The sequence below is a fragment of the Flavobacterium sp. genome (genome assembly GCF_044348915.1).
In the GTDB taxonomy this organism is placed as follows: Bacteria; Bacteroidota; Bacteroidia; order Flavobacteriales; family Flavobacteriaceae; genus Flavobacterium.
This window is the reverse complement of the sequence record NZ_JBIKRX010000067.1, coordinates 1-15,712: the sequence shown is the minus strand read 5'-3', so window position 1 is coordinate 15,712 and position 15,712 is coordinate 1. Positions and strand designations below refer to the sequence as shown.

Annotated in this window: 5 protein-coding genes; all 5 read right to left on the bottom strand. The window is 34.6% G+C overall.

Annotated features, from left to right (window positions below):
- Positions 1-153: 153 nt before the first annotated feature.
- On the bottom strand, positions 154-1,218 hold the full coding sequence (locus ACIQ1E_RS10910) for an AI-2E family transporter (RefSeq protein ID WP_396171339.1): 1,065 nt from the start codon (positions 1,216-1,218) through the stop codon (positions 154-156).
- 280 nt (positions 1,219-1,498) lie between these two features.
- Positions 1,499-6,244: a PAS domain S-box protein gene (locus tag ACIQ1E_RS10905; RefSeq protein WP_396171338.1), complete on the bottom strand. Its 4,746-nt coding sequence runs from the start codon at positions 6,242-6,244 to the stop codon at positions 1,499-1,501.
- 251 nt (positions 6,245-6,495) lie between these two features.
- A complete protein-coding gene (locus ACIQ1E_RS10900) occupies positions 6,496-11,784 on the bottom strand; it encodes a PAS domain S-box protein (RefSeq protein ID WP_396171337.1) in 5,289 nt (1,762 codons plus the stop codon).
- Positions 11,785-11,836: 52 nt separating this feature from the next.
- A complete protein-coding gene (locus ACIQ1E_RS10895; protein ID WP_396171336.1) occupies positions 11,837-14,836 on the bottom strand; it encodes a chemotaxis protein CheB in 3,000 nt (999 codons plus the stop codon).
- A 227-nt stretch (positions 14,837-15,063) separates the two neighbouring features.
- The gene (locus tag ACIQ1E_RS10890; protein ID WP_396171335.1) at positions 15,064-15,540 is read right to left on the bottom strand and encodes a nuclear transport factor 2 family protein; all 477 of its coding nucleotides are present in this window, start codon (positions 15,538-15,540) and stop codon (positions 15,064-15,066) included.
- Positions 15,541-15,712: the final 172 nt, after the last annotated feature.

Sequence of the window (15,712 nt, the reverse complement as noted above, 5' to 3'; positions counted from 1 at the left end):
GAAAGTACAAAATATAAAAAGATTCACCTAATAAATCCAATGACTATGTGGCATGAATTCGAATTTTATTTCACGTCATTTTGACATGAAATAAAATCCCTATATTTGAGACTGATTAGTTACAAAATTTTTAAAAGCGAATACCGTGTGCAACTAGTTACTTTTCTTAGTTTCTCCTTCGCCCAACAGCAGGGCTAAGGCCTCTAAACCTTTAGTTCTATCGGCAATTAATTTTATAATACTAACGAAAGGTATAAATAAAATCATGCCTGCAGCGCCCCAAATGATGCCTCCAAGTATAATGACGATCATGACTACTAAGGTATTTATTTTTAAACGGCTTCCCACTGCCAAAGGGAATATAACATAGGCTTCTAGAATTTGGACGATGCTAAAAACCAGTATAACACCCAAGGGATACCAAATGGAGTTGTAGGTGATCCAAGAGACGGCGATAGGCAAAAGCGACGAAATTAAGATACCCACATAGGGAATGAAAGTCAGTATTGAGGCAATAAATCCGAATAAAATAGGATGGGGAATGCCCAAAATGGCGAGTCCTATGCTGTTTAATACTCCCACGATTAAATAAACCAAGAGCATTCCTTTGATAAAATCGTAATACGTATGGATAGTTTCGATCAGGATTTCACGAATGATTTCTTTTTTTTCAGTTGGAAAAATATGGTAAAGCACCTCGACTAATAGCTTGCGATAATACAAGATTAGCATCGAATAAATAGGAACGATTAGCAAATAAAAAAAGGATTCAGACAGGGAATAAAGTGCATTTTTAATAAATGAAAACGCTTGTGTCCCGGAATTGCTGATGGTGTTTTTGAAGAACGCAACTTGCTTTTCGGAGCTAAGATTAAATTGTTCTGCGAGGAAAGCACTCAATTGCGCTATGGCTTCCAATAGTTTTAGTCGTAAGGAATGCCACTCGCTCGAGAAGGCTGCTATTTGCAAAAAAAGCAAGTAGGCAAGTATTCCAAACAAAAGTAATACTCCAAAAATGGAAAGGAAGATCGCGATATTTTTATTGATTCCATTATGCTCCATCCATTTGCATACGGGATAAAGACTAAAAGAGATCAGGATTGCAATACTAAGCGGAATAAATAGTGTTTTTCCAAAATACAGCAAGACCGATATCAATAGGGTATATTGAAGAATCTCAAGAGGAGAAAGCTTCTTGTTGGTTGTGATTGGTATCATAATGTTTGAGAATTTGTGACTTTATACTGCTTTAATAGACTTTAATTCTTTTTGAATACATAATCACGTGAACTAATACCAATTGTAATTTTAAAATGGTCTAATCCATTTAAAATTTTACAATGGTTTATGCCGATAGACAATATATTGAGTACAATTTATTGGACTCTTATATATTGCTAATCGGTATAAGGCGGAAACAATGCTTAACAGCCGTTTCAATAGTTCCACCTATGTTCACATAAATCATTTGTTTTTAGTATGGTAGGGGCAAACTAATTTATTTTCTAAAATACGTATGTATCAACTTACTCAACGAGCCAATATTGATAGGTTTTGATATGTAATCGGTACATCCTGCCGCAATAGCCTCATCGTGATCGCTTTGCATACCGTTTGCGGTTTGAGCAATAATTACCAAATCTTTGTTGAATTTTCGTATGTGTTTGGTGGCTTCATAACCACCCATTTCTGGCATATTGATGTCCATCATCACAAGATCTATATCGGGATTGTTGCGACACGCTTCAACGGCCTCATATCCGGTGCTTACTTTTAGAATTTCATTACTAAAAGGTTTTACAGCAATGGTAATGAGTAGTTTTGAAATGGCGTCGTCTTCTACGATCAAAACTTTGAGATCATTAATTTTGTTTTCCTCGTTCTCAATAGAAATGGTGTTTTTGACAATATTTTTTTCTTCTGGTATATAGTCCGATTGATACGGTAAAGTAAAACAAAAAGTACTTCCAATACCTTCTTGGCTTTCAACCCAAATCTTGCCGCCAAGCATCTCGACATAGGCTTTCGATATTGCTAAGCCTAGGCCTGAGCCTTCGTGAGTGCGCCCTATTACATCATTTGCTTGTCGGAATCGCTCGAAAATTATTTTTTTCTGAGAATCGGAGATGCCTAAACCAGAATCTTTTACGAAAAATTCTAAGTAATCCCCTCTCTTTTCACATCCAAATTCAATGTAACCTTCATTCGTGAATTTTAGAGCATTTTTTATCAGGTTAGTAAGAATGGCATACAGTTTTTCGCGGTCTGTCCGGATAAAATTGTGAATGGAATCTAACTCTTTAGTCAATCGAAGGTCGATGTTTTTATGCGAGGCTTCCGGTTTGAAGAAAGTATGCAGGTACTCAATTTGTTCATTGACATTGGTTTCTGATGTAGTAACTTCTATTTGCCCTGATTCCACTTTAGAAATATTGATGATATCATTGATGATATTGAGCATCCGTTTTCCGCTTTTCTCAATGATTTTTATATAGTCCTGTTGGATGTCAGCGGTCAAACTTTTGTCTTTCAATAATTCAGTAAAGCCAAGAATGCCATTCATTGGAGTCCGAATCTCATGACTCATATTGGCAAGGAAGGCCAATTTTAATCGGTCACTTTCTTCGGCTTTTTCCTTAGCTTTGATTAATTGCTGTTCGATCAACTTGCGGTCCGTTATATCTTCTTTGATTGCAATATAATGAGTTGTGATTCCTTGAGAATTTAAAATAGGAGAAATAGAAGCTGATTCCCAATAGAGTGTCCCATCTTTTTTCATGTTATGAAACTCTCCAAACCATTCGTTACCTGAGGAAAGCGTATTCCATAAATGTTTGTATTCCTCCTGACTGGTATGTCCAGATTTTAAAATCCTTGGGTTTTTTCCAATTAATTCTTCATAGGAATACCCTGTTGTTTCTATAAATTTTGGGTTTACATACTCGATAATGCCTAAAGTATTTGTAATCACAATAGCCACAGGGCTTTGTTCGACCGCTTGTGAAAGCTGTTTGATTTTATCTTGGGTGCGTTTGCGTTCAGTTATATAATGAATAATTACCTGAACAGCATTCTGATGCTCAAATATGGTTGGAATCGCCTTTAGTTCTGCGTAAATGGTTTCACCAGTTAGGGATAAAAGTTTTTCTTCCACAATTTGAGAAGCATTATCGCTTATGAGAACATCTTTCATTCTTTGGATTACACTTTCCAAACAATCGGGATGAACAAATTCTAAAACAGATTTTCCGACGATTTGTTCAGCACTGCTCGCACCAACTATTCGCAGGGCTTCAGCATTCACATAAGTAACTTTTTCCTTGACGTAGGTAATGATACCGTCGGGAGAATTTTCGACAAGGCCTCGATATTTTTCTTCACTTTCTCTTAATAACTCTTCGGCAAGTTTACGCTCGGTAATGTCGGTGACGATACCAATTGTACTAGTGATTTGATTGTTTTTGTTTTTAATTGCAGAAACAGATGATTCTCCCCAAAAGATCGATTTATCTTTTCGTACATATCGTTTCTCAATTTGGTATTTCTCAATTTCACCACTAAATATTTTTTGCAACCACAACTTGCTTTTCTCAAGATCATCGGGGTGAGTAACTCCAAAGTTTTTCATTTTACTATACTCCTCACGAGTATAGCCAGTCATTTTTAGCCACCAATTGTTGAATTCCAAGAAGTTACCCTCTACATCAGCCAATATAATTCCCGAATTGGCCAAATTGAAAATGTTTTTTAATTTTTCATCGCTTTTTCGCAGCGCTTTTTCGGCTATTTTTCGTTCCGAAATATCGCGAGCGGTTACAATAAGGACGTCTTTGCCCATATGTTTACCTCTGTTAGCAACGACTTCCTTGGGAAAAATTTCACCATTTTTGCGGACGGCCCAAAACTCAAGTGCTTGTGGAATTCCGTTCTCAAAGACAGATTGCATTATGCTATTGACTTCTTCAAGATTATTCAATCCTGGTGCAGCAACAGTTTGTGGATTTTTTCCAATGAGTTCTTCTCTAGTATATTGGTACATTTTTTCAGCACCTTTGTTTACATCTATAAAAGTGCCATTTTGGTCAATGACATAGATAGCTTCAGAAACGGAATCGAAAATAGATTGCAAATTATCCCGGTTTTCTTGCAATTCATTTTCCGCAAGTTTTCTATCGGTAATATCCCTTCCTACTGCTATAACTCTAGGTACACCATCAATTTCTGTTTTTTTTAGCATTATTTCATTCCAAAATAGTGTGCCATCTTTTTTTTGACACATCCATTCAAAAGTTTGATCACCCTCATTAATTGTTTTTTGAATGTATTTTAATGCATTTTCATTTGTATAAGGTGGAATATTTGAATTCAATACGTTTACGGTATTTCCTATAAATTCATCTTTAGAATGATATCCAAAATTTTTAATTGCAGTATCGTTGATATCAAGAATAATTCCCGTTTGAAATTCATGAAGAAAAATATTATCGGTTGAAGTATTAAAAAGGGTTCGATAATTATTTTCGCTATTTTTTTGTTTTTCTTGAGCTATTTTACGTTCTGTTATATCTTGTATGGAACCTATCATACTCAAGGGGTTTCCTTGGTCATCAAAAGTGACTTCACCCATTCCGTGAACCCAACGTTCCTCTTTGGTGTCTGATTTAATAATTTTATATTCTTTATTAAAATAAGATTTATTGCCTATTACCTCTTTATAGAGATATTCCGTCATAATTGATTTCCATTCTCGATGAAGAATAGATACCCATAGTTCTATATTTTTTTCGGTAGTAGTATCAATACCAAAAATGGAGTTGAGAACAGCTGAGCTAGTCCATTCCCCTGTTTTGAAATCTAAAATATAAGAGCCGAGATGGGCAATATTTTGGGTTTGATTTAACAAATATTCACTAGCCACAAGCTTTTCTTCTGCTAGTTTGCGCTCAGTAATATCTCTTGCAAGAATAATAAAACGTTTGCTTGCATTACTTTTATCGTGAATAGGGGATACCGAAAGTTCAAACCAATGTTTTCCGTGTGGCAATTGGAGTGAATATTGTTTTCCAATAGACCATCCTTTTTCGTCGGCTTCTTTTAAGGCGGACAAACAAATTTGGGTAACATCTGCTGGCATAATGTCTTTGAAATATTTTCCAATAATCTCGTCTGGAGCTATGGCCAGTAAATCTTGGCGATGAGCCTGATAGTAATATATTTTGCTATCCATCCCAACTTCAAATAGCAAATCAGGAATGGCTTCCAGTAATGTAGTTAGATTTTCTTGTGCTTTTCTGGAGTTTTCCTCTAACTGTTTGCGCTCTGTAATGTCTCTAGTAATGTTCATCACAGCAGGTTCATTTTCGTATTCTATAAAAACAGTTTCAATATCGACAAATCTATAATTTCCTTTTTTATCCCTTATAATAGTTTCAAAATCTAATTTTCCGTTTTTGAGCAGGGTATTTACTCGTGTTTTTCGCAACTCTTCATCAACTATTTCTACATCAGAAACACTCATAGACAAAAGTTCTTTCTGTGTATAACCAAAGATTTCTGTCGTAGTTTTATTTGCTTTTATAATTTTGCCAGGATTCCCTTCTGAATCTAATCGGAATATGGTTATACTATCACGATTACTTTCGTAAAGATTATGATAGTTTTCCTCACTAATTTTTATATCTAATTCTGCTTTTTTGAGTTGGCTAATGTCATGCATAGTAACCAAACATTGTTCTTCATCATCGCTAATGATTCCTGATAGATTTAAATACAAAGAAGGATTAGCCAACGCTATTTCGTAGGTTTGTCTAGTTTTAGTTTCAAATAGGTCTTCGAGAAATACATTGAATATTGGTCTTGTTTGGTCTGACACAAATATTTCAAAACGGTTCTGTAGCAAAAAGGAACGCTCTTTTCCTAACAGATTTGCACCGCTGAAATTGAGTTCTATAATCTCCCCACTTTTTGAAAGGGTAAAATATCCCGAGGGGGCAAAATCGTATAAATTAGTGTATTTTTTAGCTTCCTCTTCAGCTCTAGTCTTGGCTAGATAAAGTTCATCGTTCTGAAGTTCGAGTTCAATCTGATAGACCTCGAGTTTGTGAGTGAGTTTGATAATATCGACATCTGAATAATGATTTTCTTCGGATGCCAATCTATTTTTAAGAAATGCTTCCGCTTTTTGACCAAGAATAGTTGCTGTTGTTTTTTTTAGTTTGTCTTTCATAAATAGTTTGTCTTTCATAAATAGTTTGTATTTTTGAAATGGTATTTTTGATCGATTGTTTTGAAATTAAGCAGTTAGGTGTCATTCAATTTTACTATTTTTAAAAATTTAATTTCTCTAAGGTCGGCTTCTTTTTTTTTGCCACTGATTACTTCGTCTATTCGACCTTTGGTCTCGGGTCACATATTAAAAATCATTTTTTAAAATCTTTGGCTACAATTTCGTTACTACCTCTGGGGCTCTGCCAAGAGCTAGTATATTCTCACTTATTAACCAAAATACTTTTGTATCAAAGTTCCCAAATCTATAATGTTTATAGGTTTCGAAATATAATCTGTACAACCTGCCGCTATGGCATTGTCACGGTCAATTTGCATTCCGTTTGCTGTTTGCGCAATAATAACTAAGTCTTTATTGAATTCTCGGATGTTTTTCGTGGCTTCATAACCACCCATTTTTGGCATATTGATATCCATCATTACTACATCTATATCAGGGTTATTTCTACATGCTTCTATCGCTTCAAAGCCAGTGCTCACTTTGAGAATTTCTTTGCTATAGGGTTTTACGGCAATGGTAATGAGTAATTTGGATATGGCATCGTCTTCGACAATCAAAACTTTCAGGTCTTTTACTTTGTTTTCTTCTTTTATTTTTGAAATTGCTGTATCAACATCAGGGTCATTTTTATGGTCAGTATCAGAATGGAATGGAATGGTAAAATAAAAAGTACTTCCTTTTCCTTCTAGGCTTTCGACCCATATTTTACCATCTAGAATTTCGACATAAGCTTTTGAAATTGCCAATCCTAAACCGGATCCCTCATGTGTTCGGCTAATGCTTTCATTGGCTTGTCTGAATCTTTCGAAAATAATTTTTTCCTGGCTTTTGGGAATGCCTAAGCCGGTATCTTTTACAAAAAATTCTAAATAGCCTCCTTTTTTTTCACAACCAATTTCAATGGAACCTTTATTGGTAAATTTAAGGGCATTTTTGACAAGATTGGTAAGGATAGCATAGAGTTTTTCGCGGTCTGTTTTTATATAATTATTTTCTGACGGTAATAGTTTCAAAAGAGTAAGATCAATTCCTTTAAGTTTAGCCTCAGGTTTAAAGAATGTATGAATGTATTCTAGTTGTTCATTTATATTCGTCTCATTATCAGAAACTTCAATTTGTCCTGATTCTATTTTTGATATGCTGATGATGTCATTGATGATATTGAGCATTCGTTTTCCACTTTTCTCAATAATCCTGATGTATTCCTGCTGTTCTTCACCGGATATATGTGGTGCTTTCAAAAGCTCAGTAAAGCCCAGAATACCGTTCATTGGGGTACGAATTTCGTGACTCATATTGGCTAGGAAAACTAGTTTTAAACGATCACTTTCTTCTGCACGTTCTTTAGATTTAACTAGTTCTTTTTCAATATTTTTGCGATTTGTGATGTCTTCTTTGAGGGCAATAAAGTGTGTTATTTTGCCTTCGGCATTTTTAATGGGCGAAATCGACGCTGATTCCCAGAAAAAACTTCCATCTTTTTTCTTGTTATAAAACTCACCGTGCCACTCTTTGCCGCCAGAAATAGTTTGCCATAACCCTTTGTATTCGCGTTGCGATGTATGCCCTGTTTTTAAAAAACGTGGATTTTTACTCATAACTTCTTCGAGAGTATATCCAGTTGTTTCAACAAATTTTGGATTGACGTATTCGATTTCACCTAAAGTGTTTGTAATAATAATTGTAACGGGACTTTGCTCAACGGCTTGCGATAGTTGGCGAATTTTCTCTCCGGTTTTTTTGCGTTCTTCTTCGACATGAATTTTTTCAAGAGCAAAGGATAAGTTGAGAATGATTTTTTCGAGCAATGAAATTTCTTCTTCTGACGAAAAAAAGTTGCTTTTTTCAGAATACAAATTGAATGTACCAATTATTTTGTTGCTAACGATTATAGGAATCGATATTGACGAATAATAGTTTCGTTCTAAAGCATCTTTACGCCAAGGTTTCATCATAGAATCATTGGCAATATCATTGCAAATTACGGTTCGTCCTTCTCGAATCGCTATTCCTGTGGGGCCTCTTCCTTCAGTAACATCTTGTTTTGTTGTAATATTACTTTTTGTAAAATAGCCTTCTTCATATCCTGCAAATGCTGCAGTAATAATTTTATCATTGTCATTAAGCAACCCTATCCAACTCATACGGAATTGTCCAATTTGTACTGCAATATTGCATATCTCCTGAAATAATTCTTCTTGATTATGAGTTACGATAATTAGATTATTGATTTGGCTAATCAAAGCATAAACCCTGTTAATTTTGTTTAACAGTAACGATGATTTCTTGCGTTCTGTTATGTCTTGAACAATGATTTGAACCCCTTTTTTATGTTCATAAAGGGTTGGAATTCCTTTGATTTCAACATCAAAAGCTGTTCCGTCTAATCTCATAAATTTTTCCTCTACACTTTTTGATATATAATTATCTTTTACTATTTCTTTCATTCTTTTCGCTACATCTTCAAGACTATCAGGATGGATAAATTGTAAAACAGGTTTTCCTATTATTTCATCCTTGTTTTTTGCTCCTAACATTCGAACGCCTTCTTCGTTTATAAAAGCAATTTTGTCCTCAATATATATTACAACTCCATCTGGGGAGTTTTCTACCAGACTGCGATATTTCTCTTCGCTTTCGTACAAAGTATTTTCAACAATTTTCTTTTCGGTGATGTCAGTTATATAACCATGCCAAAGCACGGATCCATCTTCTAGCTTTTGTGGTTTTGCGTTGCCGTTTAGATGACGAACTTCACCATCTTTATACTTGACGCAATATTCTTGTTGCCAAGGAGTCAAGTATTTTGCAGATTTTTGAATAGAAGCTACAACTGCGTCATAGTCATCAGGATGAATATTTTCAAATACTTTGGATGCATCTTCACGGACTTCTTCAGGGGTAACACGGTAAATTTCTTTGATTCCGTCACTAGCATAAGGAAAGTAGGAACTGCCATCCGGATGCAACAAATATTGGAAAACGACTCCCGGCACGTGGCTGGTGATATTATTGAAAAGATTTAATGCTTCTTCTTTAGCTTTTTCCGCCAGTTTTCGCTCGGTAATATCTAGATGCGTTCCTGACATATAAAGTGGTTTGCCATCTACATCCCATTTATTTATTTTACCTCTGTCTAGAACCCAAATCCAATGGCCGTTTTTGTGTTTCATTCTAGCTTCGCACTCATAATAATCCTGTTTCCCTTGGAAGTGTTTTTCTAAGATTTCTTCCGAATGTTTTAAATCATCAGGATGCGTATATTTATTCCAGGTATCGATAGAAATTGGTGCTAATTCTTCTAATGTGTAACCAATTATTTCGGCCCATTTTTCGTTGAAAACGACGGCTCCAGTTTGAATATTCCATTCCCAAGTACCTGCACCAGTGCCCATTAGGATTACTGCTAATCTTCGTTTTTCATTTTTCAATGCTAGTTCTGCCTGTTTTCGATCTGTAATATCATAAATTGAACCTATCAGAGATTTATTTCCTGCTGCATCTATAAAGCGGGTTTTACTGGTAATAATTGTGTGTTTACAACCTTTTACGGTAAGTGTTTCTTCTCTAATATCTGTAACACCTGTGTCAAGAACTTTTCTGTCTATGCTGAGGAAATGTTCCTTTTCGTTTTCTGGGACGTTTTCGCTTAGTGTTTTACCGATTACACTTTTTTCATCGAGACCAAAAAGAGTATAAAAGGAGTTGTTTGCATAGGTAACTCTATGTTCATTATCCTTGAGGAATATTGGGTTTCCAACTAATTCAAGAATGGTATGAAGGCGCTCTTTTTCAAATTTCAGTATTTCTTCTGACTTTTTTCGTTCGGTAATATCTCGTGCGGTTACTATTAAAACCTCTTTGCTAAAATAGATGCCTTTATTAATTACAACTTCATTAGGAAAAATTGCTCCTTTTTTTCGTTCTGCCCAAAATTCAAACGTAATCGGAATCCCAGTTTCAAAAACGGATTTTATGATTCCCTTTACTTCTTCAAAATCATTGAGTCCCTTGGCTGAAAATAATTCAGGTGTTTTGCCTATGAGTTCTTTTCGAGAATAATGATACATTTCCTCGGCACCTTTGTTGACATCTATAAAAGTGCCAGTTTTGTCCATTATGTAAATGGCTTCTGTAACAGTATCAAAAATAGATTGAAGGTTTTCCTTGTTTTGCTGCAATGATTTTTCTGCCTTTTTCCGTTCTGAAATATCTCGGGAAATGATAATAAAATGGGGGTCTATGCTTTTAATATCTTGTATTGGAGATGCCGAAATTTCAAAACAACATTTCCCCTTTGGTGAGTTGTTTATTGAGTATTGTTTTCCAGTTGACCAGCCTTTATCCAGTGCTTCTTGCATTGCTTCTTTAAAAACATTTGCAGCATCGATTGGAAATACTTCTTGCAATGTTTTTCCCATAATCGCTGTTGCAGGAATAGCAAGTAGATCAGCGTGATAGGCTTGATAATAATAAATATTGCCTTGAAGATCTGCTTCAAATAATAAATCGGGAATGGCTTGAAGTATGGTGGCTAAATTTTCTTGCGCTTTTCTTACATTTTCTTCTGTTTGTTTGCGTTCTGTGATATCTCTAGCAATATACATTATCGCAGGTTCATTGAGATAATCTATTACTAAAGCTTCAATCTCAACGTATCTTTGGTCTCCCTTTTTATTTTTTATGATAGTTTCAAAATCTATTCTTCCTTTAGCAATTAAAGCTGCAATTCTTTCCTTCCTTTTTTTATCAGATAATATTTCGATATTGGCAATATTCATCCCCAGAAGTTCCTCTTTTGTGTAACCAAAAAGAGTGGTAGTGGCAGGGTTTACTTCAATAAAATTATCGAGTTTATTGTCATTATTTATTCTAAATATAGTAATGCTATCGCGGTTTGTTTCAAAAAGAGTACGATACTTTTCTTCACTGATTTTTGTTTCTTCTTCTGCTTTTTTGCGTTGACTAATGTCAAGCATTGTTATCAAGCATTGATTGTTTTCTTCGTCAACAATTCCGGTAAGATTTATGAATATTGGGTTTTCGAAATTATTGGCCAACTTTACTTCACAAGTTTGCTTTGTTTTACTTTCAAAAATTTCTTTTAGAAATAAAAAATATGTTGGTTTACTTTTATCATCAATAAAAAAGACAAAACGTTTATTTAGGAGTCGCGAACGATCTTTTCCCAAAAGAGTAGCTCCGCTAAAATTGAGTTCCAAAATCTCGTCTTTTTTTGAAATTGTCAAATAGCCAGAAGGTGCAAAATCGTATAAATTAAGATATTTTTCAGCCTCAGCTTGAGCTCTAATATTTGCCAAATAGAGTTCTTCGTTTTGCATTTCAAGTTCAATCTGATGTACATCAAGCTCGTGAAGGAGTTTGAAAATCTCGATATCAGTGAAATGGGTATCAGTAGATATTGATTTATTCTTCAGAACTTCTTCGGCTTTTTGACGTAGAATACTATCTGCTTTGGCGGTATCTTTATCTTTCATAAATGCGATCTATTTTTGAAATATTATTGGAACAAATGGCATTCGATTATCCTCATTTTTTGTTTTTAAGCAAAATTTCTTCTGCTAGTTTTTTCTGAGTGATATCACGAATAAAACACTGAATGACTTTATGATTATCGACTGTATATTTATTGCTGATGAATTCGACATAAATCTTTTTTCCTTTGGAAGATTCAAGCGGCAAATTGTCGTAACGTATGATTTTTTTCTTCTGTAATTCTACAAATTTTTCTTTATTAGTAACAATATCTTTAAGAAATCCAATTTCCCAGATGCATTTTTCAAGAAATTCTTCTTTTGTATAACCTAAAAGTTTTATCAAGAACGGATTCACATCGGTAATTTTTCCTGTTTCTTCATCTAGCATCAGAATTCCATCTTTGGCAGATTCAAAAAGGTGGCGGTAATGGGTTTCTCTATTTAATTGGAGGGATTCATTAGCTTCTTTTAATTCTATTTCTAGTTTTTTGGCTTTGGTAATATCGTTAAAGGTGAGCACCAACCCATCAATATGATCATCAATAGTGCGGTAAGGCAAAATTTTAGTGTCAAACCATCTTCCATCTTGTGTTTCGTTTTCAGTTTCTATTGCTGTCAGGTTTTTGATAACCAAATTGGCATTATATCCAATTTCTGGATATTTCAGTTTAGTAACTAAATCAGTAAAAGGCCTCCCAATATCAGAGGCTCGTACTTTGAATATTTCCATTATTGGATCTGTAAACCGGCGAATATTGAGATTTCTGTCTAAGAATAGTGTGCCAATTTCAGTGCTATTGAGCAGATTTTTCATATCGTTATTTGCGCGTGAAAATTCGGATAACTTATTTTGAAGCTCACTGTTTACGGTTTGCAATTCTTCGTTTAAACTCTGCATTTCTTCCTTAGAAGTGGTCAATTCCTCGTTGGTGGATTGTAATTCTTCATTAGTAGATTGCAACTCTTCATTTGTCGATTTTAGTTCTTCCTGCGACAATTGCATTTCTTGACGAACGGTTTGTAGATCTTTATAACACTGGAGGAGTTCCATTTCGAGTTCAGAATGTTGTACAGTAGAACCCTCTTTATTTATTTTTGGATTCTCCAATTTAGAACCCTCATTTTCTGGCTCATCTCTGAAAACAATCAGAATCAAATCTTTGATAGTTTCGGGTTTTTCTAACCGCTGAATTGTGGCATTTACATAACTAACATTGCCATTTTCTATTTTTACATTATTTAGTTTTATTGCATCATACGTTTTTAATGCTTTTTGAAATGCTGCGGGAAAGACTATTCGTAATCCTTCGCGAAGTATGACATAAATATTCCAATTTGCTTTTCCGGCAACGGGTTCCAGATATTTTCCGGTTCGACCAGTGATATAAATAATATCACCTTTTTCGTTTACCAGCACACTAGCGGGAGTAAATTGCTGAAGCAAAATTTGATCCGTGAGAGTTTCTATATTTTCAACAACTTTTTGAGGAGAATTCATCTGAGGTTTAGTTTTATTATTTATCGAAAAGGAGCTGGGAAAATCGAGAAGACCTAATTCTGGTGATAGTAAAGAGCGTCTGTATATTTTTAATTTGGTGTCAAGTACCTCAAAGCCTTCATGGCTTGTGCCTTGAGTTTCGGCTGATCCAAGAACCATAATTCCGCCGGGTTTAAGGCTATAATTAAATAGTGCCATCAATTTGTTTTGTAATTCGGCTTCCATATAAATCAACATATTGCGACAGCTAAGAATATCGAGTTTTGTAAATGGAGGATCTTTGATTACATTATGTGGAGCAAAAACCACCATTTCGCGTATGACAGCATTGACACGATAGCCTTCGTTGTCCCCAATAAAAAATTGGGAAATACGTTCTGGGGAAACATCGGCAACTATGTTTGACGGATAAATACCTTTTCGTGCTTTTTCTATGGATTGAGTATCAAGATCAGTGGCAAATATTTGTAAACTCAGGTTTTTTTGGGTTTTAATTTTTGCCAAAGCTTCTTTAAAAATAATCGCTAACGAATACGCTTCTTCACCGGTGGAACATCCTGGAACCCATGCTCGGAGTTTGTAGCCATTTGGAAATTTTTCCAGTATTTCGGGAAGTATTTGCTCTTGCAGTTTTTTCCAGACTTCAGGATCACGAAAAAAGTTGGTTACACCTATAAGCAATTCTTTGAAAAGTATTTGGGTTTCATTAGGGTTTTCCTGCATAAAACGAACATAATTTTGAATCTTGTCTATTTTATGAATGCCTTTACGTCTTTCGATACGGCGAAATAAAGTATTTTTTTTGTACATCGAAAAATCGTGGCCCGTTTGTTCGCGAAGTAAGATTATTATTTTATCAATATTATTTTTATTACTTGCATCTAATTCTAAATCTTTTTTGGGTTGCGGCATAAAATGAAGAATCTCAATTAGTTTGGCTGGTAATTCTGGAGCTGATGCAATAATATCTGGTGTTATTGCTTGTATTGCATTTCTGGGCATTGAATCAAATTTTGCTGATGACGGTTCTTGTACCAGCACTAAACCATTTTTTTCTTTAATAGCTTTTACCCCTAAACTGCCATCAGAACCCATTCCTGAAAGAATAATGCCAACGCTTTTTTCCTGTCTGTCATTGGCAAGCGAGCGAAAGAATATATCAATAGGTAAACGAATTCCGTGGGTTTCCGCTGTGGCAAAAAGATACAGCGTGTTGTTAAGAATCGACATACTTTTGTTAGGCGGGATGACATAAATGCAATTGGGTTTTATTTTTAGACCATCAGTAACTTGAAAAACGGTCATAGAAGTCATTCTTTGCAACAACTCCGGCATCATACCCACGTGATTTGGATCAAGGTGTTGAACAATGACGAAAGCCATGCTTTTGTCTTCCGGCATATTAGAAAAGAACAATTCTAACGTTTCCAATCCGCCAGCAGAAGCTCCAATGGCAACAATAGGAAAATCTTTATTTTCCTTAGCATTAGGAATACTATTTTCGGATGTTTTTGAAACCGAAATGTCTTCTGTTTTTATTTTAGCTGTGTTCATCTTGTAAATACTATTCTTTAGTTCAGAGGTAATGTATGACGTTGTTTTGAATTCATTGTTCAAAACAGAACCAAAAACAATCAAATATAAGTAAAAATTCCTGAAATTATAGCAATATTTACGACATTTTTTGATAAAATAGTACAGTTTATCAAAAACATCATAGAAATGAAATATTATTTATGCTCGTTCGAGGGATAAACTATTTAATTAGGAGAATTCTGGATTTAAATTTTTTTTCTTTCGCTGTACTTATTTAGAGCCATTCGGGCTTGTTTTTGAATATTATTCTGCATAAAACCAGTCCAGCCCAAAAGCAATCCTTTCAGACCTAGCGCTTGTTTAGCCCATTTCCAAATATCAAAATCATCGGTATGTTTTATGATTAAACCCTCTTTAAAATGGAATTTTGAAGTTATAGTATTGACTACTTCTCTGTTTGTTTTGCTAAAATTATATTTTGCAATCCAAAAAGCTGAACCAAGATGTTCGTTAGCTTTTACTTGGGAGAAATCGATTTTTATATTTCCTTTACTTCTTTCGATTAGCATTTCCCACATTTGGCAAACCTCTTTTCCTTTTAATATTCCAAAAGCAGGGTCACTGAATTCAACGTTTGGGTGATAGCATTCACACATTTTTTCCGCATCTGCATTGGCAAAAGCGGTGTAGAATTTATGGATGGTGTTTTCGTTTGCTGTCATTAAAAAAATAATATATAGTAAAACTAATAATTTATTTTATAAAATTATTTGTAACTAATCAGTTTATAATTCAAACTCAAATTTAGCTATTATTACCAATGCTTCCAATACATTTAGGCCATTTTTTATAGTTGTATCAATGACTGAGCGTATTTTAGCAAAGTTTTGTGCT

Bases quoted from the DNA above. Each gene is read 5' to 3' on its own strand.
- ACIQ1E_RS10910 (WP_396171339.1), bottom strand. From the start codon at position 1,218: ATGATACCAATCACAACCAACAAGAAGCTTTCTCCTCTTGAGATTCTT.
- ACIQ1E_RS10905 (WP_396171338.1), bottom strand. From the start codon at position 6,244: ATGAAAGACAAACTATTTATGAAAGACAAACTAAAAAAAACAACAGCA.
- ACIQ1E_RS10900 (WP_396171337.1), bottom strand. From the start codon at position 11,784: ATGAAAGATAAAGATACCGCCAAAGCAGATAGTATTCTACGTCAAAAA.
- ACIQ1E_RS10895 (WP_396171336.1), bottom strand. From the start codon at position 14,836: ATGAACACAGCTAAAATAAAAACAGAAGACATTTCGGTTTCAAAAACA.
- ACIQ1E_RS10890 (WP_396171335.1), bottom strand. From the start codon at position 15,540: ATGACAGCAAACGAAAACACCATCCATAAATTCTACACCGCTTTTGCC.